We start from the raw sequence: 22294 nt of genomic DNA on the forward strand, positions 1-22294 counted from the left end.
CCTACTGCCCGGCGCCGGCCGGTGTCAGCCGCCCGGCATACCTGGCGGCCCGAAAGCTGATCAATTTATGCGCAAAGAAGGAATAGAAGGCGGTCAATCCAACCGCGATGCCATGTGCCATGGTTTCAGACATGAGCAGCGAGGACAGCGATGCCGCGGCTTGGGTCATCAGACCAGCGGCCCAGGTGTCCAGTGCGTGCGCGATACCGGTGGTCAACAGCACTCCGCCGATCGATACGCCGAAGAAGTCACGCAATTCGCTGCGCGGATCGCGCCCCGAGGCCGGATAGGTGAACCGCCGGTTCAGGGTAAAGCTGACGCCCATCCCCGCAAGGAACGCCGTGGACACTGCAAAGGCGAAAGACGCTCCCTCGTCAAAGCCGAGCGGCCCATACAGGAGGTAGCCCACGATCATGTTCACGAGCGCTGCGAGGCCAGAACACAAGAGAAATCGCTTGATCAAGAATTGCTCCCACAGGAACGGATGACAAATGCATTGCAATTCTTAACCTTTTTGCGTTCTCAGACAACAGTTTTGCCAAGAACAGTGCGTTTTCAGTACGTCATACTTATAACGCGGACGCAATCCGTCCTGGCTGCCGCGTCAGCGCAAGGTCGGAATCAAACGTTCAGCCGGTCATTCTGGACGGATGTTGCGCTTCCTGCTGGCGGCGACGTTGCGCCAGGCGAGGTCCAGCAGCTCCATGCTGAGCTCGGGTTCGCGGTCAAGGTAGCGGCAGGCCGCCAGGATGTGCTGCGACAAGAAGCCGGGGTGCGCACCCGAGGTGACAAATCCGCCGTCCTCGTAGCGTTTGGTGAAGAATTCATCCATCACCGGCTGGTTCCACTCAAGGTCGACAGTCGCGCAGACATCTTGAAAGATCTTCATGTAGTCTTCGCGTGTCGGCGACGGCACGAAGATCTTGAAATAGATACGGCGCAGCGCGGCGTCGTCGCCCAATTCCTCGGGCAGCATGTTCGACGAGAACACCACGAGCTGGTCAAAGGGCACGGTAAATTTCTTGCCGGTGTGCAGCGACATGATGTCGAAGCCCTTCTCAAGCGGCACGATCCAGCGGTTGAGATAGGCCTGCGGAGTTTCCAACTGGCGACCGAAATCGTCCAGCACGAAGATGCCGCAGAGCGCTTTGAGGTGCATTGGCGCCTCGTAAAAGCGAGCGGTCTGCTCGAACCGCAGATCCAGCATGTCGAGCGTCAACTCGCCGCCCGCAATCACCACTGGTCGGTGGCACGGCATCCAGCGCGGGTCCAGTCGCGGCCCGTCCTGCGGCATTTCGAAAGGTTCATGCAGGGTTTCGTCGAAAAACTTGATGATCTGGTTGCCGACGAGGATGGCATGCGGAAAATAAACCCGGTCACGCAGCGATTTCCCCAGCGCCTCCGCCAGTGATGTCTTGCCATTGCCGGGTTCTCCCCACAGCAGCATCGAACGGCCGGAGTTGGCGGCCGGGCCAAGCTGAGCCTTGAGGATGTCAGGAATAACGAGGTGCGAAAAGGCCACATCAAGTTCGCTGCGGTGGATTTCCTCATTCATGATCGACTGACGCCGGATCTGGTTCTCGAACATTTCCAGCGTCACCGGCGCCGGGCCGACATACTGCGACAGCAAGTTGGCTTCGCGGGCCCATGCATGTCCAAGGTCGGTCAGCGAATAGCGCACGTCGGACTTGATGTCCTCGCTCTCGAGTCCTTGCGCTTCGACCAGCTGCTTCTGGCTCATGATCTTGATCAGCTGACGCACCACCAGCTTGGGCAGGCAAATCACCGTTGCTATCTGCAACGGGGTCATGGTGCCGCCTTCCTGCATGATCTTGCAGGTCAGGTTCAGAAGATAGCTTTCGGTCAGGCCCGTCCCTGCAATATCCTTGGGTGGGGACGGATACTCGTAGTTCTTGGACTCGCGATCAACGACAAGACCCTCGGTGTCGTCGTCTACCGCATCCTGAACGTCTGCGAGATCAGGTGTTTCGGGCGTCTCCAGTTCAGGTGTTGAGGTTTCGTGCGCGTGGGAATGGTCTGGTTCGGCGGCCTCCGGCGCAGGCACCGGTTCATCCAGAACAAGCGGTGTTTCGACTTTTTCGGCGGTGTTGCGACTGAAGACCTTCTTAAACACGGGCGTCACCTTTTCGCGGCCAGGCCCGCGCTGCGGGCAAATGATGATTCTTCAAAGGCGGGCCACCCGTCAAGGCAAAGGAGTGTTTCCTATTCGAGCGGCGCGTTCTGTAATGGCACGATTTCCTCCGACAGCGGTGCCTCGGAGTTAGACCCGTCAGTTGGCACCGGCGCTAACTGATCCGGTGTCTGTTGCGGGTCTAGTGGAACGTCCGGCTCCACCGGCGCGGGCGCGTCTCCGTCTACGGCGACCTCGGACTGGTCCGGCGCAGGCGCGTCGAGCAGATCGCTTCCCAACACCGGCAGTTCGTTTGACCTAAACAGCACCCGCAGGCGGCTGTCCGCGAGGGCGAGGTCAGTCAGCCCCTCGAGCGTCTCGCCACGTGCAAGGCGCGTGCCGGCGCTGTCGTCCGAGCCATAGCGCGATCCGCTACACACCACGACAAAGTCCGCCCCCAGTGTTTCCATGCCCGCGATCAGCGCTTCAGGCGTACCGCTGTGGTACTTTACGCCGTTGTCGTGGGCATCACTGCGGGTGTGATATGGGGCCGACGTCACCGAATGACCGGTGTAGAAGATCAGTGGCACCGAAAGTCCCAGCGGGGTCAGCGCCAGTCCGTTTGGTACTTCGTCCACAGCGCGCAAGTCCTGCGGATTGTTGCAAGCCTGATCCTGCGGGGTCCGGCTACTAGGCGGCAGGGCCTCGTTCCACTTGTAAAGTATCGGCGGGTAGAAGAAGAGTGCGGACAGACCGATCACTATGAACGGCTTGAAGATGCGCCGGAACCCACCCCAGGGACGGTTTACGAGGCGCTCGATCACCAAACCGTAGCCCAGCGGCAGCACAACCAGCCCCCAGATCAACGCGCGCAGCTGGAACGCTGCACCAAGAAGTCCCAGCAGAACGAACACTGCCACCAGGTCTTCGCCTTCGTCGCGGGGACCGAACAGCAGGAACGGCAACAGGATCAGGTAGGGCAGATAATGGGTGATTGCCGATCGGGGGTTGTTGGCAACCAGGTCCCAAGCGGCGGTATTCTCCAGTATTTTCGATACGATGTCGGCCTGCACTCTGTCCGGCATATTGACAAAAGGACCGGCCAGGCAGGGTGCCACAACGAAATAAATTAGTCCCGCGACGACCACGGCGGCCACCAGGGTCAGCAGGAACCTCTTGAATACCCCGACCAGATTGCGCGCCAATGCCGAGGCGAGAAACACGAAGACAAGTGTCCCTAGCGCCAACGATACGACCGGCAGCGCCATCCGGTCGCAATGAATTTCGCGCCATTTCCAGGGCGGCACCTCGACCGGAAAGAGCAACATGGCCAGCGCGCCGAAGGCGAGGCCAAAGGCCAGCATCCGGTCGCGCGCGCCATAGGTATCGCGCAGGAACCGAGTGACAAGGATCAGCAGGCAGACACCAATGAATGGCAACATTTCGAGGCCGACAGAGATCGAGATCGCAGCAAAGGCCCCGCCTGCAAACCCGGCGCGACGGTGCTGGTTGTCGACCAGAAGACTGCTTAGCAATCCGATCATGCAGACAAGTTGAACATTGTGATGATCGACCCGTCCGAGTGAGAAGTAACTGACGTTGAGCACGGGCAACAACGCCACGGCGATCATCGCGAAGGCGGCGGCCGAAGGCCCTCGGGCACGGTCGGCAGCCTGCGCGGTCAACCCGAGGAACGCGACGAAGAGCAGTGCCGGCCAGATCGCGGCGATCAGCCGTTCGGCCATGTTTGCGTCTGTAAACAGGCGCAGCGCAAAGGTCCCTGCCGCGAGGATGCCGTCGATCAGCCGCGACCAGTGCAGTTCCAGCCCTTGAGGCGGCAGGATCCGGTACTGGACGTGGTCATACCAATTTTGCCCTGCCAATAGGTCGCGCACGGAAAGCAACCGAAGAGCGTCGTCGTTGTCCTGTGGGTGGAACTCATTGAGAAATTCGGGGGCCAACGTGAACTGGAAGATGCCGTAAAGGATCAGTGCAATGACGAAGACGACCGGAATGCTGGCAGGTGAGGTGAAGAGGCCGCGGTGCTCTCGCGTCATAGAACCTGCTTTCTGAAATTTAGCTGCGCAATAGCGCAAAGCTAACGCAAGTCGGTAGGAACGTGCAACATTTTCGATTTTTCTTGGAACGGTATAGCGGGCTCTTGGCCGATGTCGGCGCAAGCTGGCACTGTGTTGAGGGATTGGAAACGCTCGGCGCAATGCGGCGGATGGCTCTGTAAGCGGTGCAGCCCAGCAACCTTTATGATTTACGAGCGCGCGGGTCTGATGCTGTTATCAGCCAATTCATTGCGCCTTTTTTGCGCTTATAGACCCAAAGACGCGGCGCTTTCACTAGGCCTTCGGCTCAATATGCGCCGCTACTTGCGGACATTGCAGGGTCCGATAACGTGGGTTCTTAGATGATATCAGGGCGCTTAGCTCGGCGCATCGCAGAAACGCAGGTTCTGCCTGGATTTGCGAGGTGCCGGAAAGGTCTAACTAGATGCATCAAACTGCGGCCTAGTGACTTGTTCGATTCGGCTGGCGGACGTATCGCGGGTTTTGGGCCTTCGCCTCAAGCAGGCACAACATATTGCACGTGTGCGACGGGCGGCACAATAATCACATTTCAAATCAATAACTTACGCGAGCTTCTGCTAAGACCTCCTCACCATTGCAATCCTAGGTGCCCATGAAAGAGCAGAAAAATATTGTGTGAAAGTAAGTTGCGTGTCATGAGTTCAATTGTCGCAAGGTTGCGGAATTTGCGCATTCTCGCGACGAAACAGAAAAGACCCACCAAGAGGTCACGAGGGCAGAATGGACACAAAGGCGGAATTTACCAACCCTGGTTCGATCGCGGCGTCAATTGCTTCCAATGCAATTCGACTGTCCGAGGCATTGGACTATCACATGCGCAATAGCTTCCAACCGGACAGCCGGAAGGTGCTGCGCAAGTTCCATCCAGCCGAAGTGTCGGAGCTGACCGGCATCAGCATGTCCAATCTGCGGACAAGGCACCAAGAAGGTGATTTCCCGGATGTCGAGACCGACACAAGGGGTCGCAGGCTCTATTCAGCACAAGAGATCGACCGCATCCGCCATGTGATGGCGCGCACCGGTCGCAATGGTGATGCCTATCTTCCCGGACGTCGCGAAGGAGACGCGCTTCAGGTCGTATCGATCGTCAATTTCAAAGGCGGCTCGAGCAAAACCACCACTGCCATTCACTTGGCGCAGCGTTATGCGCTCAGAGGCTACCGCGTCCTCGCCATCGACATGGATCCGCAAGCCAGCCTGACGACGATGTTCGGATATCGCCCGGAAATCGAATTCGCCGAAAGCGGGACCGTCTACGATGCATTGAAATACGAAGACCCGGTTCCTCTCAGTCAGGTGATCCGCAAAACATACTTTCACAATCTCGACCTGGCACCGGCCGGCCTCCTTCTGTCCGAATATGAAACCGAAACGGCCTATGCCTTACAGCACAAGGTTGATCCACCGTTCACCCAACGGCTTGCCATCGCGATGGACGAGATCGAGCAGGACTATGACTTGGTCATCATCGACTGTCCGCCTCAGCTGGGCTTCACGACCATGACGGCGCTGCTGGCTTCGACCGGGCTTTTGATCACGGTCGTACCCAGCATGCTTGACGTGGCCTCCATGGCACAATTCCTTGAAATGGCGGGCGAAACCGTTCAGACGCTCGAGAATGCCACCGGTCCGATCGACTGGAATTTCCTAAAATTCCTGATTGCGAGGTACGAGCCTACGGATGTGCCGCAATCGCAGATGGCAGGCTTCCTCAGATCTATCTTGCTGGATCAGGTTCTCACGTCTCCGATGTTGAAATCGACTGCCATTTCGGACGCGGGCATGACCCAGCAGACGATCTATGAACTGGAGCCGTCGCAGGTGGTCAAGAAGACGCTCGACCGGATCATGGAGAGCGTGAACGGTGTGGCTGACGAGTTCGAGAAGACAATTCAACAGGCTTGGGGACGCGAGGTGGATTGATGGCACGTAGAAATCTGTTCCAACCCCCTCCTCCGCCCGAAGACCCGCGGGATGATCCGAAGCCTCGGTTTCCGAACACTGGTGCGATGAGCGGCGTGAAGTCCACTCTCAAGGACCTCTCCAACAACGCGGTCAGGGAAATTCCCGTCGAGGCCATCGAAGACAGTGGTCCGAAGGATCGCTTGGCGTTCGCGGACGCCGATGTCGCGTCCCTGGCGAAAAGCATCAAATCACATGGCCAACAGGTCCCTATCATGGTCCGCCCGGTCTCGGACCGGCCCGGCCAGTATCGGATTGTCTACGGGCGTCGTCGGCTTCTGGCTCTGCGCTCAATCGGTCTGCCGGCAAAGGCATTGGTTCGGTCGCTGTCGGATCAGGAAGCGATCCTGGCGCAGGGGCAGGAAAACGCCCAGCGCCTTGACCCGAGCTTCATAGAAAAGGCTCTGTTCGCTACCGAGCTTGCCGAAGCCGGATATAAACAGGACGTCATTCTAGATGCCTTGGCCATCGACAAGCCGATGCTGTCCCGGATGACCAAGGTCGTAAGGACAGTCTCCGAGTCGGTCGTGCAAGTTATCGGCTCGGCACACGGAATCGGCCGCAGACGGTGGGAGGACTTGGCGAACACGGTTCGCAGCAACGATATAAACCTTCTGAAGGTAGTGGGGGCGCTCGATCTAGATGGGGCCCAAGGTTCGGATGAGCGGTTTGCCAAGGTATCGGACGCGGTTAGCGCCGTTGTCAAGGCGCAGGCGACAAACCCTGCGGCCCCCTCCCCTGCCCTCTCTGTAATGCTCAAAGACGGAACCAAGTTGGCTGAGGTCAAGGACACCGCGCGCGCCTTGACTGTAACGCTGACCAAATCGAATACACCTGAATTTGCCCGGTGGATGCGCGAGAACGCCGAAACCGAGCTGAAGCGCCTGTATGAGGCGTGGCAGTCAGAACACCATTCTGGCTGATAAAATCGAGCAGACAACAACAAACAGGAGCACGACAAGCAGCCAGAAAAGAAAGAGCCCCCCAAGGTCATCCCCGGAGAGCCCAATCCGTTCTTAGCACTTTCAGATGTACCAGCTTCTCCGACACAGTCAACAACAACCGATTCGGTTGAACTGTGATTTGCGGCCTTTTCTCTGAAAACCAGTGAAATCGGGGCATCTTCCCGACCGGTTGCCGTGAAAGAAAACATGGCATTCAATCAAGCATCCGCCTCGGTCGCAGAGCGGACGGGCAGTCTGTTGTCCGCGGACAATCCAATCCCTGAAAGACATATCGTCATGGAAACCTTGCGTACCGCGGCCCCCAGGTTAGGGCTCGGCGCCTCCGTGCTTGCAACGCTTGATGCGATGTTGTCGTGTCTGCCCCCGAAACGGAACCACCACACGGTATTCGCTTCGAACAATACACTGACATTCCGTCGCAACGGGATCTCGGAAAGGACGATCCGAAGGCATGCGGCGATACTGCAAGAGCATGGCTTGTTGGTCAGACGCGACAGCCCGAACAGAAAGCGGTTCGCACGTCGGAATGCTCTGGAGGGAAAGGCACTGCGCTTCGGGTTCGACCTCTCCCCCCTTTTCGATGCCCTTCATGAGATCGCACGGCAAGCGGCCGAGATCGCCCAGGAGCGTGAGGTGCTCGATTATCTGCGGATGAAAATACGGGCAGCCGCGAATGACATTCTGCAATATGAACCCGACAGTGAACGCGCCGCTGCTGCCAAGCGTGCGCTCCGCCGAAAACTGACGATTGAGCAATGCGAGCATATCCTTCTGGATCTGTCGCCGGCACCCGTAGCGGCAGAAGGAGATATGGAGACGATCGACTACGAAACGACGACCGTGTCCGGCAGATACGGCCAGAATGTCCGGCACCTTCATAGCTCAAATAAAGAAATTATTGATAAGGGAAGCCCCACGGACCAACGGCAACCCGCGATGAATGACACGGAAGCCGTATCGCTGTCAGAGCTTTTGACAGCCTGTCCTGAAACCACGCAATTCGCTCCGACAGCGGTCAAAACCGTCTGCGACGTCATTGCCCACGCCAGAATGATGGCACCGATGATTGGCATTGATGACCATGCCTATCGGGCAGCGCTTAGACGACTTGACCCCTTTGAAGCCGCCATAACCGTTTGGGCACTCGTGCAGTCGCATAGCAAGATCCGGAATATCGGCGCGTATTTCCGATCAATAACGTCCGGAGCCAAGAGCCGTGAATTCGATCCCAACAGGCTCATCAAGCGTCTTGCTCGTGCGCAAGTCCATACTGCTTGAGCCGATGAAATTGTCCGCGGACAATATGTGCCGATGTGGCAGCAGGGCAGGGCGCAACCAACTGCTTTCAAGTCGTGTCGCGGGCTCTGTAATGCGTGGAACCACGATGTACGAACGACCAGTGGCAATGCCACCTACCCAGTCCACGACACAATAGTTCTTCAAGAAATTCGGCGGATAGTGTAATTATTAAAGGGATAGCCGTGAATTTCGGTCTCTGTAGTCTAATTTTTATTCCAAGGTCGCTATGTCAAAACATTTTTTCCGCTCGGAGAACGGGTTTGTTCTTGTCCTTTCCCTTTTGCTCCTTCCTGTTTTCCTTACGTTTGCCTTGTTGATCCTCGACGTCACGCGGGGCAACAACGCGCACGGTGATCTTCAGGCCGCAGCTGATGCCATGGCACTTGCGGCAGCGCGCGAATTGGACGGTGAGCCGGGCGCGATAAATGATGCCCATGCTGCCATGACGCAGGTCGTCAATAACGTGAGCATGCTGTCGCGCGATACCTCAGATGCACGGCCGAAGCAGACCGACCTGTCCTATGTTCAGGGCAGCGCTACGGATGATTTCGACGTGGTATTCTTGTCGGATATTCCCGACGATGACACCGCCCCGATCCAATCAGTGTTTTCTTCGGCGGGCACCAACAGCGACACGGCCGCGTCGTATGTCTACGTCGCAGCGCGCTCAAGTGGCCTGGAGCCACTTTTTCATCGGGTGCTGGGGCTGACCGACAACGTGCCCGTCAGTGCATGGGCGGTTGCGACGCATAACCAAGCGGCGTGCCAAGTGGCCCCCCTGTTCATCTGCAATCCCTTCGAGGACGAAGGGCTGGCCTATGACGTCCTTTTAAACGCCTATAACGAAGGCCGGATGCATGGGCGCATGATCCGGATGATCGGGCAGAACAACAGGGGCGGCCAGCAGGGCGGGTCTGCGGCACCCGGCAACTGGGGCTACATCGACGTCAACAGCAGCAGCGGATGTGGTGGCGGCTGCGAACTTGAACGTGCCTTGGCCGGGTACAATCCGACTTGCTATTCCGGCAACCTCGTGGACACCAAGCCGGGCAAGACCCAAGGCGCCAAGGACGGCTTTAATACAAGGCACGGTAGCTATACCGGCAACTACAGGCGGACTGCCTCCGATTATCCGCCGGATGTGAACTTGCACAACTTCACGCATCAGGACCTGCCGGGAAACGGCGCAAACGCCGATGGCGATTCAGCCTGGGCCAATGCAGTGATGGTACAGCCGGTCAACGGCACCTCGGGGGCCTACATCGGGGCAGAGCCCGAAATCGGTGCCAATCAACTGAACAGCGAATGGAATTTGCGCGGCTGGTGTCAGGCCAGTGATGGGACTGTCCTGTTCAGCGGGACGACAGGCCTCCAAGGTGGCGAGTCCGTCACTGACTTTGGTGTCGTGGACAGCGCTTGCACGGATGGCACGACGAGCGGAGACTGGAAACCCGGCTATTGGTACCGCAAGCATACTGAGCACTGGGATGCGCACTTGGCCAGCAATCCGGCGGAACTGAACGAAAACTCCGAAATCCGCCGTACCTATCCCGGCGAAAACGGTGTCCTTGATGACAATACTCTTCCGTCGCGCTTCGACATCTACAATTACGAGCTTTCAATAGGGCTCGAGGATGCGCCGAGCGGCGTGACCGGCGTTCCGGGACGACGCGAGTTGTTCACCGCAATCCTCAATTGCGAAGACCTGGCCTTCAGCGGTGCGGGGACGGATTTGCCAGTGGTCTCTTACGGCACCATGTTCTCGCTGTCTCCGTGGGAGGGGTCTCAGGATCCGCTGGATTTCGAACTGACCGACCTCGTCGGCTTCACGGGCAGCACTGCACTGAACGAGAAATTCCGGGAGGAATCCGAGCTTGTGCGATAATCCACCCCGGCGCTCCTCTTGGAGGAGCATATATCGCAATAACTAAACTATAGCGTGTTTTCGCGCTACTTGCCCGTGTGAGAACCGCCCCTCAGGTGCCCGCCAGTCATTCCATCTATCCGCCAGATAATTGTTTTTCCGGGAAAAACCTGCATACTGCTATCGTTTCTGCGTACTCCGTGCATTTCGGGCATTTTCGTCCGGTCTTTCAATGGAGTTGGCTATGTCTAAACGATTTCTTCGCTCGGAATCAGGGTTTGTCCTGGTCCTGTCCCTGCTGGTCCTACCGGTCTTTCTCACATTTGCATTGCTGATCATCGACGTCACGCGTGGCAACAATTCCCATGGCGACCTTCAGGCAGCGGCGGATTCCATGGCGCTGACCGCAGCGCTTGAGCTGGACGGTGAAGCCGGCGCCATAAACGATGCTCACGCCGCCATGACAGCGGTCATCAACAACGTGAGCATGCTGTCGCGCGACGCGTCGATCCCGCAGTACGATCTGTCCTATGTGCAGAACAGCACCACGGATGACTTCGATGTCGTCTTCCTGACCGACATCCCCGCCGATGACGACCAACCGATAAACTCGGTGTTTTCCACGCTGGGCACCACCAGCGATGCGGATGCGGCTTATGTCTATGTCGCAGCACGCTCGGACGGGCTGGAGCCGCTATTTCACCGGGTGCTGGGGCTGACCGACAACGTCCCGGTCAGTGCTTGGGCTGTGGCAACCTATAGCCGTGCGGCGTGTCAGGTTGCGCCGGTCTATATCTGCAACCCGTTCGAACCGGGCACCACAGAGCCGGGCTATACCGGCAGCACGACTTCCGATTACGGCATGCTGAACAGCTTCAATTCAGGCGGATTTCACGGGCGGCTGTTCGACCTGTTCTATTCCGCGCAATCGGATTCCGGGGCCGGCAACTGGGGCTTCCTGCGCTTGCCAAGCGCGTCAGGGGCGAGCGATGTTCGCGACGCGTTGGCCGGAAACAACCCGACTTGCTACGAAGAGCTGACGGTGGATACCGAGCCGGGCAATTTCGACACCGCCGTCGCACCGGGCTGGAATGTTCGTTTTGGCCAATACGGTGGCGCGATGAACAGCAAGCGCGACGACGAGATACAGATGTACTATTCACCCGATATAAACGTCGCGCACGATTACGGCGACAATGACGTCATGCTGCTGCCGCCCCATGCCGACGGGTTCGCGAACGGCCGGTGGGCCGAATCGGGTGCGTGGAATCTGGACGGCGTGTGCCGTGTGCCTCCGGACGAAACAGACCTCACCCAGCAGGACACCGTGCTGGAACAACACAGCCACGCCAACGCAAATCCGGCGGACTGCGCCACGGACGGCGGAACCTGGGAGCCAGGGTATTGGGAAGTGCGACACGGCACTGCTTGGACCGCGACGAACGATCAGTTGGAAGACATCATCCAGCGTTATCCGGGCATGCCGGATGCCGATCGCACAACGTGGATTGCCAATGGGGCGCTGCCGTCGCGCTATGACATCTACCGCTACGAAAATTCACTGGGCACCAGCTATCAGATGGCAGCGCCGCAACATGCCGCCTATGCGCAGACAGACCGGCGAGAATCCTTCGTGGCTGTGGTGAACTGCAATGCCTCAGACATTCAGGGGCAAGCCGATGATCTGGACCTCGTGCTCAACATGACCATCTTCGTCGCCGAGCCGTCGGCCACAACCGGTGGGAACTCGTCGCTGAAATTCGAGATCACCGACATGACCGGCTTCACTGCCAGTTCGTCACTGGATGAGAAGTTTCGGACGGAGTCGATGCTGGTACGGTGAGGCTTCAGAGGCTTAATTGACCAAATGATGCAAATTGCTGGATGGCGGCCATGCGCGGCCTGAGCTTCTGCAGGACAGTCAACATGGCGAGCTGGGAGGGCAGGGTAGGGCGGTATGATGCGGCGGCCCGGATAAGGCCGCCCCGAGACGCCAAGTGAAATTCTTAAGATGCTGTCGACCAGGGCCGGCTGACCTAATGGCGCGCCTCTGCAGCTAGCTCGCTGCATCCGGTCTTGAGCAGGTGAAGCACGTGCGGCGCAAAACTGTGCCAAAGATCCATTCGGAATCCGGTTTCGCTGTCACGCCAGAGCACCACGGTGACCCCGTCGAAGTTGATCCGGCGGCCCTCGCCCAGCGGGATGCTCTCTGGATCGCGCGCCATTCCCAAGGTAAGCAGTTCGTCCGCGCTAGCGCCGTCGATCGCGTATGTGACCTCTCGTCCGGAGACGTCGACAAGGCTATGGGGCAGGCGGTCGTAGATCTCGGCGCAGGCGGATTGAAGCTTGTCCGCCATCGCCGTCGGTGCATGCAGGATCCATTCGTCGGGACCGAGGCGGAGCGCTTCGACCTCGCCTGCAGATGTGCGCTGGCCGATGCGGCCAGGCAGCGTCAGGCCGAGGGCAGCGTTCAGCGGCGAGAGATCACCCCGGGCGCGCAGGGAAAGTCGCGCGCAGGGGGGGGCAAGGCGGACACGGGCAGCGGAGGTCTCGGCGAGCGGCTGCGACGTGAATGAGGAAATGGGTGCGTTCATCGAGCGGCCTCAGATTTTCAGACGGGCGTTGTCGGGATCGAAAAAGACGGTGCTGGTGATCTTGGCAGCGATGGTGCGATCCGGCATCGGGATATGGACGGTCTCGCCCATGCGGTCCTGCCCGCCCTCGACCAGCGCCAGCGCGATCGGCCGACCCACGGCATCGGAGTGATAGGCCGAGGTCACATGCCCCACCATTTTCATCGGCTTCGCCTGATGCGGGTCAAAGACGATCTGCGCGCCTTCCTCCAGCTTGGCGTGATCCTCTGTCAGCAGTCCGACGAGGTGCTTGCGGCCCTTGGCCACCAGATCGGGACGCGCCATGCCGCGTTTGCCGACGAAATCGGGCTTGTTCTTGCCGATGGCCCAGCCCATGCCGGCATCGAGGGGTGTCACCGTGCCATCGGTGTCCTGCCCGACGATGATATAGCCCTTCTCGGCGCGCAGCACGTGCATCGTCTCGGTGCCGTAGGCGGTGATGTCATGCGCTTGCCCGGCCTCCCACAGGGCCTCCCACAGTCTGCGGCCCATATGAGCGGGCACGTTGACCTCAAAACCGATCTCGCCGGTGAAGCTGATGCGGAACAGGCGGGCGGGCATGCCGGCGACGGTGCATTCGGTGCAGGACATATGCGGGAAGCTTTCGTCGGTGATCTCCACGCCCTCGACCAGCGGTGCCAGCAGCTTGGCGGCGTTGGGTCCGTTCAGCGCGACGGTGGCCCATTGCTCGGTCGTGGAGGTCAACCAGACGTTCAGATCGGGCCACTCGGTCTGGAGGTAGTCCTCCATCATGTTCATGACCCGCGCCGCACCGCCGGTGGTGGTGGTGACGTGGAAACGGTCTTGTCCAAGTCGCCCGATCACCCCGTCGTCACGGATGAAGCCGTCGTCGCCCAGTAGCAACCCGTAGCGGCAGCGCCCCGGGGCGAGCTTGGTCCAGGGGTTGGTGTACATGCGATTCATGAATTTCACCGCGTCCGGTCCGACCACTTCGATCTTGCCGAGGGTGGAGGCGTCGAAGATGCCGACGCTGGCCCGTGTGGCGACGCACTCGCGGCGCACGGCGGTGTCCATATCCTCGCCCGGCCTCGGGAAGTACCATACGCGACGCCATTGGCCGACGGGTTCGAAGACGGCACCGTTTTCCTCGGCCCAGGCATCGATCTGCGTCTTGCGCGTCACTTCGAAATGCGTACCGCGATGATAGCCCGCGAAGGCCCCGAAACTGGTCGGGGTGTAGGGCGGACGGAAGGTGGTGAGACCCACCTGCGGCTGGCTCTTGCCCAGTGCGTCCGCGGCGATGTTCAACCCGTTGATGTTGGACATCTTGCCCTGATCGGTGGCCATGCCATTAGTGGTATAGCGTTTGACGTGTTCGATCGAACGCATGCCTTCGCGCACCGCAAGGCGCAGGTCCTTTGCGGTGACGTCGTTCTGGTAGTCGACGAAGGCCTTGGCCTTGCCGGCGCTGCGGTCGGTCGGCAACTCGGTATGGCTGGTGCCGGTGCCCGGCCGGTCCTTTGCGACGGTGTAAACGGTCGCTGTGGCGGACTTCCCAAGTGCGGCCGCGACCTCGCGGCCTTTGTCGGCACCGTCGTTCAACGCAGCCTCGATGCCCCAGAGCCCACGGCTCGCGCCCGCGATGACGCAATCCTCGGGCGTATCCTTTGGCAGGAACGTGGTGAGATCCTCGTTCCAGGCCAGCGATCCCTTGGTGTGCGAGAACAGGTGCAGGGAGGGTGTCCAGCCACCGGACATGCAGAGGCAGTCGCAGGCAAGGCTCTCGCCTTTGCCGACCGTGTCGCCCTGCACAAGGTTCACGCGGACCTGGCTGACGCGCAGGCGTCCGGAGGTGTCGGTGACGGTGTGCGACAGCTTAACCGGGATGCCCCGCGCCTTTGCCTCGGCCAGAAGATCGTCGCGCACCGTGGCGCGCGTGTCGACAATGGCCTGCACCGATGCGCCCGCATCGGCAAGGTCAAAGGCGGCGTACCAAGCGCTGTCATGCGTGGTCAACACCACCGGCCGGCGGCCGACCAGCACGCCGTAGCGGTTGAGGTAGGTCTGCGCGGACCCGGCCAGCATCACGCCGGGGCGGTCGTTGCCGTGGAACACGAGCGGTTTTTCCAGCGCGCCCTGCGCCAGCACCACCTGCTTCGCCCTGACACGCCACATGCGTTCGCGCGGCGTGTCGGCGGGCAGGTCGGGCAGATGGTCGGTCAGCTTCTCGACCATGCCGATCATGTTCTGGTGGTAATAGCCGATCGCGGTGGTGCGGGTCATGATCCTCACGCCCAAGCCTTCCAGCGCCGCCAGTTCCGCGGCCAGCCAGTCCCAGGCCTGTGTCCCGTCGATCTGCGCCTGGGGCTCAAAGAGCAACGTACCGCCCGCCTCGGGGTTTTCGTCCACCAGCACCACCTTGAGGCCGTCGACCGAAGCGGCCCGCGCGGCCGCCAGCCCGGTCGGACCGGCGCCGACGATCAGAACGTCGCAGTGCAAGTAGCGCGAGGCATAGGTGTCGGGGTCTTCCTCGGACGGGGCCACGCCAAGACCGGCGGCGGCGCGGATGAACGGCTCGTAGACCTTGTGCCAGAACGACTTCGGCCACATGAAGGTCTTGTAGTAGAACCCGGCCGAGAACAGCATATAGGCAGCATCGTTGACCGCGCCGATATCCCACTTGAGGCTCGGGTACTTGTTCTGCGAGGTGGTTTCTAGGCCCGGCCAGATCTCCTGCACCGTGGCGCGGGTGTTGGGCTCGAACCGCCCGGCGCCCCGACGCGTGCCGATCAGTGCATTGGGTTCCTCGGACCCGGCGGCGACCGGGCCGCGCGGCCGGTGATACTTGAACGAGCGGCCCATCAGGTGAACGCCGTTGGCCAGCAGGGCCGAGGCGACGGTGTCGCCCTGCGCACCTTCGAAGCGCTTGCCGTCGAAGGTGAAGGCCACGGGCTGCGTGGTGTCAACACGGCCTTTGCCCGGAACACGGTAGCTTGTCATTTCAGGCCCTCCGTCAGGCGGGAGAGATCGGGACGCGGTGCGCCCGCCTCATAGGTGGTGAGGAACTTGTCCGACACGGTGTCACGCACGGCGTTGAAGAAACGACCGCAGCCGTGGAAGTGCCGCCACCGTTCGAAATGCGGCCCCTTGGGGTTCTCGCGGATGAACAGGAAGTCCTGCCACTCATCGTCGGTCTGCTCCGAGGGGTTCTCGGCGCGGATGACGTGCGCTTGGCCCGCGTAGGTAAATTCGGCCTCGGGCAGCGTCTCGTCGCAGTAGGGGCAATGGATCAGAAGCATGGTCGGGTCTCCCTAGTGTGCGACGGCGGCGGCGGCGGCTTCGTCGATCAGCCGGCCGGTGCGGAAGCGCTCCATGGTGAAGGGCGCGTTGATGGGATGCGGTTCGTTCTTGGCCACGGTCCACGCAAAGGTGTGGGCCGCGCCGGGGGTGGCTTTGAAGCCGCCAGTGCCCCAGCCGCAGTTGACGTAGAGACCGTCCACCGGCGTCTTCGAAATGATCGCCGAGCGGTCTGGCGTCACGTCCACGATGCCGCCCCATTTGCGCAGCATCCGCATCCGGTTGAAGATCGGGAAGACCTCCGAGATCGCGGCGACCGTGTGTTCGATCAGTGGAAGACCGCCGCGCTGGCTGTATGAGGTGTACTGGTCGGTCCCCGAGCCGATCACCAGTTCGCCCTTGTCGGACTGGCTGATATAGGCGTGAACCGCGTTCGACATGACGACGCAGGGGAAGACCGGTTTGACCGGCTCGGATACCAGCGCCTGAAGCGGATAGCTCTCTAGCGGCAGGCGGACGCCCGCGGTCTCCATCACCACCGAAGTGTGGCCGGCGGCGGAGACGGCGACCTTTTTGGCCCCTATGAAGCCTTTCGCTGTCTCCACCCCCGCGACAGATCCGTCGGCGTGACGGCGGATCGCCGTGACCGGGCAGTTCTGGATGATGTCGACGCCGCGCGCCGCCGCGCCGCGGGCATAGCCCCACGCCACCGCGTCGTGACGCGCGGTGCCGGCGCGTTCCTGCAAGGCACCGCCCATGACCGGATAGCGCGCGTTGGGCGAGATCGACAGCGGCGGGCAGTATTCCTTGCACTCCTCGCGGGTCAGCCAGCGGTTGTCGACGCCGTTCAACCGGTTGGCGTGGATGTGGCGTTTGAAGCTTTGGACGTCGTGCACATTGTGCGCCAGCATCAGCACGCCGCGCCGCGAATACATGACGTTGTAGTTCAGCTCCTGGCTGAGATTCTCCCACAGGTCGACCGCGTGGTCATAGAGCCGCGCGCTTTCGTCATAGAGATAGTTCGACCGGATGATCGTGGTGTTGCGCCCGGTGTTGCCGCCGCCCAGCCAGCCCTTGTCGATCACCGCGACATTGGTGATGCCGTGTTCCTTGGCCAGATAATAGGCCGCGCCCAGCCCGTGCCCGCCGGCGCCGACGATGATGACGTCGTATTCCTTCTTCGGCTGGCTGTCGGGCCATTGCTCGGACCAGTTCTTGTGGCCGGTGAGGGAATTCTTCAGCAGGCTGAAGGCGCTGAAATGGGTCATGGGGTGGCACCTCGCGACAGAAATCTGACGCAGGGAGTACTGGCGCAAGGCGTGCACGGCGGGTATTATTGCGTCACTTGGACTGTAGGATTGCGTCATGCCCACGACCCCCGAAACCCCGCCGCGAAAGCTGCTCCGGGTCGGCTTTCTGCTGGCGGGCGATTTCACGCTGTCGGCCTTCGCCAATTTCGTCGACGTCCTGCGTCTGGCGGCGGACGATGCGGACCACTCACGCCCTATCCTGTGCGACTGGGCGGTCCTGTCCGAGACAATGGCCCCGGTGCGGTCAAGCTGCGGGGTCAGGGTGACGCCCGACACCGCGCTGCGCCGCGCGGGGCGCTACGATTACATCGTGGTGGTGGGCGGCGTGATGCGCGACGAGCCGGTGCTGAGCCGGGCCGAACGCGCATTCCTCGTGACGCAGGCACACGCCGGGACGCCGATCGCTGGCCTCTGTACCGGTGTCTTCATCCTGCACGAGGCAGGGCTGCTCGACGGCTATCGCTGTTGCGTGAATTGGTTTCACCATCAGGATTTCGTCGACCGGTTCGAAGCGGTGCAGCCGGTGTCGGACCAGATCTTCGTTGTCGACCGCGACCGGCTGACCTGCTCGGGCGGACATGGTTCGGCGCATCTGGCAGCCTTCCTGGTGTCGCGGCACGTCGGCGAATCGGCGGCGATCAAGAGCCTCAACATCATGGTCATCGATCAGGCGCTGCGCGGCGAACAGGCTCAACCCCTGCAACAGACGGCACGCCAGCCGAAGGACACGCTGGTCCGGCGGGCCATCCTCCGGATGCAACAGAACATCGAGTTGCCGCTGTCGGTGGCCGAATTGGCCCGCAAGCTTGGCGTCGGGCGCCGCACACTGGAGCGCCGTTTTCTTGCCGACCTTGGGCAGACGCCTGCGCGGACCTACCTCGACCTGCGGCTTGATCGCGCGGTGCAACGGCTGCGCAACACCAGCGACACGGTCTCGGAGATCGCTCTGGCAGCCGGTTTCTGCGACGGTCCGCATCTGGCGCGGGTGCTGAAGGCCGAGCGTGGGATCCTGCCCGGCGAATATCGTCGGGCGCAGGCGTCGAAAGGCGAGGATTTGCCTGCCGTCGGCGTACTTCTGAACGCCAGACAATAGCGCGGATCGGTCGCAAATTCGCTGCACCAAGTCGCAAATTTCGCCGTGCGATTCATTGCGACGTGCGATTGCCGGATCAACGGCACAGGGCGCGTCCCGGCCCGGAACTCATCGAAAAGACCCCCGTCCGGTCGCCCCGGAACGGCAACCATGAGGTGCATCATGCTCCGCGAATCCGATGTTCTGTCCACGCTCATGCGGCGCAAGCCCGAACATTCGCTCACCCAACCGCTTTATTGCGATGCTGGCGTCTTTCAGGCCGATCTTGAGCATATCTGGTACCGCGACTGGCTTTTCGCGATCCCCTCTTGCGAGATCCCCAAGGCCGGCAACTACGTGGTCCACGAGGTCGGCGCCTATTCGGTTGTGATCGTGCGCGGAACCGACGGCGAGATCCGGGCGTTCCACAACTCCTGCCGTCATCGTGGTTCGGTGCTGTGCAAGTCCAAGAAGGGATCGAATCCCAAGCTGGTTTGCCCTTACCACCTATGGACCTACGAGCTTGACGGCCGCCTGCTCTGGGCGCGCGACATGGGGCCGGACTTCGACGCCTCGAAGCATGGGCTGAAACCAGTGCATTGCCGCAACCTGTCGGGGATGGTCTACATCTGCCTCGCTGACACCGCCCCCCCGATCGAGGATTTCGCCGCCGAGACCGCGCGCTACCTTGCGCCGCACGACCTTGAGAACTCCAAGGTCGCCTTTGAGAGTTCCATTGTCGAAAAGGGCAACTGGAAGTTGGTCTGGGAAAACAATCGCGAATGCTATCACTGCGCCGGTAACCACCCGTCGCTATGCCGTACCTTCCCGGAAGACCCCCGCGCCGTAGGCAATGACGAGAGCGGCGAACTTGCGGGGGTGCAGCAAGAGCACCGCGCCCGCTGCGAGGCGGCCGGCGCACCCTCTGCCTATCGGATTTCAGGTCTGGGAGACTGGCGCTTCGTGCGCACGCCGCTGCTCGACGGCGGTGAAAGCTACACGATGAACGGCAAGGTCGCGGTGACGCGGCCCAACTCTTCGATGCCGTTCCGCGACGCCGGGGCGCTGCTCATGTTCCGGTATCCAGCGACGTGGAACCACTTCCTGTCGGATCACATCATCCTGTTCCGCGTCACTCCGATCGGACCAATGGAGACCGAAGTGACCACCAAGTGGCTCGTGCACAAGGACGCGGTGGAGGGGCAGGATTATGACCTTCAACGGCTCACCGAGGTCTGGATCGCCACCAACGACGAGGACCGAGAGGTGGTCGAGAACAACCAGCGCGGCATCCTCTCGCCTGCCTATGAGCCCGGTCCCTACTCGCCCACACACGAGGGCGGCAACATCCAGTTCGTCGATTGGTACGCCCGCGCCATGATCCGCGCGATCACCGGCGACGTCACCCCGATGGCGGCGGAGTAGACCCATGGCACTCGACATCAATCGCGATCTCCGCTCGTCCGCCGACGATGGCATCTGGACCGACGCCGAGCCGCTGGTCTGCTGCGCCGTGGTGCCCGAAGCGCCGAACTCTGCAACGTTCAGCTTCGTCGCCCCCTCTGGCGCGCAATTCCGATACGAGCCGGGGCAGTTCCTGACACTGGAATTGCCGGTGCCGGGCGGCACGGTGTGGAAGACCTACACCATCTCCTCGTCGCCCTCGCGGCCGTTGACCATTGCTGTCACCGTCAAGGCGCAGGCTGGCAGCGTCGGCACCCGCTGGATGCTCGACCATTTGCAGCCGGGGATGCAGATCAAGGCCACCGGCCCGGCGGGCATCTTCACAATGCCGCGGCGCGAACAGAAGAAGTACCTGTTCATCTCGGCTGGCTCCGGTATCACGCCGTCCTTGGCGATGACCACCTACCTGTTCGACCGCGGCACCGACATCGACGTCACCTTCGTGCATTGCGCGCAGCGCCCGCAGGACATCATCGGGCGGCAACGGTTGGAGCAGATGGCTTCGCGCGTGCCCTCGATCAAACTGTTCTTCATCGTCGAGGAAGACGACCCCTACCGCGTCTGGACCGGGCTGCGCGGGCGGTTGAACCAGCTGATGATCGGCCTAATCGCCGGTGACTACCTCGAGCGCGAGGTCTATTGCTGCGGACCCGAGCCGTTCATGGACGCGGTGCGCGAGATGCTCATCGCGTTGGGTTACGACATGGAGCGCTATCATCAGGAAAGCTTTGCCGCGCCGGTCAAGAAGGAAGAGCAGCTGCCGGACTATGACGACGTGGTGCCGGACGAGGACATCACCGCCAGCGTTGCCTTCACCCGCTCGGACGTGACCGCAGACTGCAAGGAGACCGACACGGTTCTGGCCGTTGCGCGCGGCGCCGGGATCGTCATTCCTTCGGGCTGCACCTTCGGTGTCTGCGGCACCTGCAAGGTCCGCAAGAACACGGGCGAGGTGCACATGGTCCACAACGGCGGCATCTCCGAAGACGATATCGAGGCCGGCTATATCCTCGCCTGCTGCTCGAAACCCATCGGCGCGGTCGAGATCGACGCTTGATCCCCGCGGTTGGACGGTCCGGCCCACTGTCCTCCGCAATGCGCTGTAAGCAAATGACACCGCTCCGCTTTAGGGCTGTCCCACTCTGAATTTCCCAGTAAGTTTGTAGAAAGACAGGTTTCTAAAGGCCGGGAGCGTATGGCAGTTACATTGAAGGAGGTTGCGGAGCGGGCAGGGGTGTCTCGCTCGGCCGTGTCGCGCACCTTCACCGATGGCGCCTCGGTCTCGGCTACAATGCGTCGCAAGGTCGAGGCGGCAGCGCGCGAACTGGGCTACAGCCCGAACGCACTGGCCTCGTCGTTGACCACCGGGCGGACCAAGCTGATCGGGCTGGTGTCGAATAACTTCCACAACCCGATCTTCCTTGAGGTCTTCGATCTGTGCACGCGGGGGCTTCAGGATCGCGGTTTACGGCCGCTGCTGGTGAACCTGTCGGACGAAACCGACCCGGCGAATTCGGTGCGGATGCTGCGGCAATATTCCGTGGACGGGGTCATCGTGGCATCGTCCACCTTGCCGCCGGGATTTGCCAAAGCGTTCCGTGACGCAGGCGTTCCAGTGGTGCATGCCTTCGGCCGCAATGCTTCGGACCCCGAGGTGCACGTCGTGGGGATCGACAACGTGGCCGCTGGAAGACTGGCGGCACGCACGCTGATTGAGCGTGGCTATACGCAACTCGGCTTCATGGGCGGGCCCGAGACCGCCACGTCGACGCAAGACCGGTTCAGCGGCTTCGCGGCAGAGATCGCACAGCATCGGGGCGTCCGTTTCAGCCATTCCTTCGCCGGGGCCTACACCTTTGAAGCCGGGCGCAATGAGATGTTGCGGCTGTTGCAGGACAGCCCCGCGCAAGCCTACTTCGGCGGCGATGATGTGCTGTCGATCGGAGCCTTGTCGGCGATACGCGACAGTGGCCTCACCTGTCCGGGCGACATCGGCGTATTGGGCCTGAACGACATGGAGATGTCACGCTGGGCTAACATCGACCTGACGACGATCCATCAGCCGATCCGCGAGATCGTGGCGTCTTCGGTTGAGCTGATGGTGGCGACGCTGGAAGATCACGACCGCCGTCCCGAGGCACGAATGTTCGCCTGCTCGGTGGTGGAGCGGGGCACACTGCGGCCTCTGCCGGGCGGCTGAGACAGGTTCGTGGTGCGATCCCGTCTCAACGCGCCTT

General features: G+C 61.1%; 16 protein-coding genes. 9 read left to right on the forward strand and 7 right to left on the reverse strand.

Annotated elements, in window-relative coordinates:
• Position 1: 1 nt before the first annotated feature.
• The 3 genes from AC04PT_RS19305 to AC04PT_RS19315 all read right to left on the reverse strand — a co-directional run bounded on the left by AC04PT_RS19305 (position 2) and on the right by AC04PT_RS19315 (position 4227).
• A complete protein-coding gene (locus AC04PT_RS19305; protein ID WP_482875425.1) occupies positions 2-502 on the reverse strand; it encodes a GtrA family protein in 501 nt (166 codons plus the stop codon).
• 135 nt (positions 503-637) lie between these two features.
• Positions 638-2134, reverse strand: coding sequence for an ATPase (locus tag AC04PT_RS19310; RefSeq protein ID WP_482875426.1), 1497 nt, complete (start codon positions 2132-2134; stop codon positions 638-640).
• Positions 2135-2223: 89 nt separating this feature from the next.
• The gene (locus AC04PT_RS19315; protein WP_482875427.1) at positions 2224-4227 is read right to left on the reverse strand and encodes a hypothetical protein; all 2004 of its coding nucleotides are present in this window, start codon (positions 4225-4227) and stop codon (positions 2224-2226) included.
• Positions 4228-4950: 723 nt separating this feature from the next.
• On the opposite strand from AC04PT_RS19315, the gene repA reads away from it, so the two are divergent.
• From repA to AC04PT_RS19340, 5 genes are all read left to right on the forward strand, one after another.
• Complete coding sequence (gene repA / locus AC04PT_RS19320; RefSeq protein WP_482875428.1) at positions 4951-6153, forward strand: plasmid partitioning protein RepA; 1203 nt, start codon at positions 4951-4953, stop codon at positions 6151-6153.
• Positions 6153-7115: a plasmid partitioning protein RepB gene (gene repB / locus AC04PT_RS19325; RefSeq protein ID WP_482875429.1), complete on the forward strand. Its 963-nt coding sequence runs from the start codon at positions 6153-6155 to the stop codon at positions 7113-7115. The genes repA and repB overlap by 1 nt, the downstream gene beginning before the upstream one ends.
• A 228-nt stretch (positions 7116-7343) precedes the next feature.
• On the forward strand, positions 7344-8435 hold the full coding sequence (gene repC, locus AC04PT_RS19330; protein ID WP_482875430.1) for a plasmid replication protein RepC: 1092 nt from the start codon (positions 7344-7346) through the stop codon (positions 8433-8435).
• A 247-nt stretch (positions 8436-8682) separates the two neighbouring features.
• Complete coding sequence (locus AC04PT_RS19335; RefSeq protein WP_482875431.1) at positions 8683-10341, forward strand: pilus assembly protein TadG-related protein; 1659 nt, start codon at positions 8683-8685, stop codon at positions 10339-10341.
• A 223-nt stretch (positions 10342-10564) separates the two neighbouring features.
• Complete coding sequence (locus AC04PT_RS19340) at positions 10565-12163, forward strand: pilus assembly protein TadG-related protein (RefSeq protein ID WP_482875432.1); 1599 nt, start codon at positions 10565-10567, stop codon at positions 12161-12163.
• Between the two features lie 193 nt (positions 12164-12356).
• Here AC04PT_RS19340 and AC04PT_RS19345 read toward each other — a convergent pair whose 3' ends face one another.
• Genes AC04PT_RS19345 through AC04PT_RS19360 form a run of 4 tightly spaced genes read right to left on the reverse strand, consistent with a single transcriptional unit; the run spans position 12357 to position 17479 of the window.
• Positions 12357-12914, reverse strand: coding sequence for a sarcosine oxidase subunit gamma family protein (locus tag AC04PT_RS19345; protein ID WP_482875433.1), 558 nt, complete (start codon positions 12912-12914; stop codon positions 12357-12359).
• Between the two features lie 9 nt (positions 12915-12923).
• Positions 12924-15914 (reverse strand): sarcosine oxidase subunit alpha, encoded by a 2991-nt coding sequence (locus AC04PT_RS19350; RefSeq protein WP_482875434.1) that lies wholly within the window; start codon positions 15912-15914, stop codon positions 12924-12926.
• Positions 15911-16213 (reverse strand): sarcosine oxidase subunit delta, encoded by a 303-nt coding sequence (locus AC04PT_RS19355; RefSeq protein WP_482875435.1) that lies wholly within the window; start codon positions 16211-16213, stop codon positions 15911-15913. The genes AC04PT_RS19350 and AC04PT_RS19355 overlap by 4 nt, the downstream gene beginning before the upstream one ends.
• Before the next feature lie 12 nt (positions 16214-16225).
• Positions 16226-17479 (reverse strand): sarcosine oxidase subunit beta family protein, encoded by a 1254-nt coding sequence (locus AC04PT_RS19360; protein ID WP_482875436.1) that lies wholly within the window; start codon positions 17477-17479, stop codon positions 16226-16228.
• 97 nt (positions 17480-17576) lie between these two features.
• Here AC04PT_RS19360 and AC04PT_RS19365 point away from each other — a divergent pair, with 97 nt between their 5' ends.
• The 4 genes from AC04PT_RS19365 to AC04PT_RS19380 all read left to right on the forward strand — a co-directional run bounded on the left by AC04PT_RS19365 (position 17577) and on the right by AC04PT_RS19380 (position 22257).
• A complete protein-coding gene (locus AC04PT_RS19365) occupies positions 17577-18614 on the forward strand; it encodes a GlxA family transcriptional regulator (protein WP_482875437.1) in 1038 nt (345 codons plus the stop codon).
• 162 nt (positions 18615-18776) lie between these two features.
• Positions 18777-20018 (forward strand): aromatic ring-hydroxylating oxygenase subunit alpha, encoded by a 1242-nt coding sequence (locus AC04PT_RS19370; RefSeq protein ID WP_482875438.1) that lies wholly within the window; start codon positions 18777-18779, stop codon positions 20016-20018.
• A 4-nt stretch (positions 20019-20022) separates the two neighbouring features.
• Positions 20023-21114 carry an FAD-binding oxidoreductase gene (locus tag AC04PT_RS19375; protein WP_482875439.1) on the forward strand — a complete coding sequence of 364 codons (1092 nt, stop codon included), beginning with the start codon at positions 20023-20025 and terminating at the stop codon, positions 21112-21114.
• A 138-nt stretch (positions 21115-21252) separates the two neighbouring features.
• A complete protein-coding gene (locus tag AC04PT_RS19380) occupies positions 21253-22257 on the forward strand; it encodes a LacI family DNA-binding transcriptional regulator (protein ID WP_482875440.1) in 1005 nt (334 codons plus the stop codon).
• Positions 22258-22294: the final 37 nt, after the last annotated feature.

It is taken from the genome of Litorisediminivivens sp. KMU-197 (assembly GCF_056858395.1).

Bases quoted from the DNA above. Each gene is read 5' to 3' on its own strand.
- repA (WP_482875428.1), top strand. From the start codon at position 4,951: ATGGACACAAAGGCGGAATTTACCAACCCTGGTTCGATCGCGGCGTCA.
- repB (WP_482875429.1), top strand. From the start codon at position 6,153: ATGGCACGTAGAAATCTGTTCCAACCCCCTCCTCCGCCCGAAGACCCG.
- repC (WP_482875430.1), top strand. From the start codon at position 7,344: ATGGCATTCAATCAAGCATCCGCCTCGGTCGCAGAGCGGACGGGCAGT.
- AC04PT_RS19335 (WP_482875431.1), top strand. From the start codon at position 8,683: ATGTCAAAACATTTTTTCCGCTCGGAGAACGGGTTTGTTCTTGTCCTT.
- AC04PT_RS19340 (WP_482875432.1), top strand. From the start codon at position 10,565: ATGTCTAAACGATTTCTTCGCTCGGAATCAGGGTTTGTCCTGGTCCTG.
- AC04PT_RS19345 (WP_482875433.1), bottom strand. From the start codon at position 12,914: ATGAACGCACCCATTTCCTCATTCACGTCGCAGCCGCTCGCCGAGACC.
- AC04PT_RS19350 (WP_482875434.1), bottom strand. From the start codon at position 15,914: ATGACAAGCTACCGTGTTCCGGGCAAAGGCCGTGTTGACACCACGCAG.
- AC04PT_RS19355 (WP_482875435.1), bottom strand. From the start codon at position 16,213: ATGCTTCTGATCCATTGCCCCTACTGCGACGAGACGCTGCCCGAGGCC.
- AC04PT_RS19360 (WP_482875436.1), bottom strand. From the start codon at position 17,479: ATGACCCATTTCAGCGCCTTCAGCCTGCTGAAGAATTCCCTCACCGGC.
- AC04PT_RS19365 (WP_482875437.1), top strand. From the start codon at position 17,577: ATGCCCACGACCCCCGAAACCCCGCCGCGAAAGCTGCTCCGGGTCGGC.
- AC04PT_RS19370 (WP_482875438.1), top strand. From the start codon at position 18,777: ATGCTCCGCGAATCCGATGTTCTGTCCACGCTCATGCGGCGCAAGCCC.
- AC04PT_RS19375 (WP_482875439.1), top strand. From the start codon at position 20,023: ATGGCACTCGACATCAATCGCGATCTCCGCTCGTCCGCCGACGATGGC.
- AC04PT_RS19380 (WP_482875440.1), top strand. From the start codon at position 21,253: ATGGCAGTTACATTGAAGGAGGTTGCGGAGCGGGCAGGGGTGTCTCGC.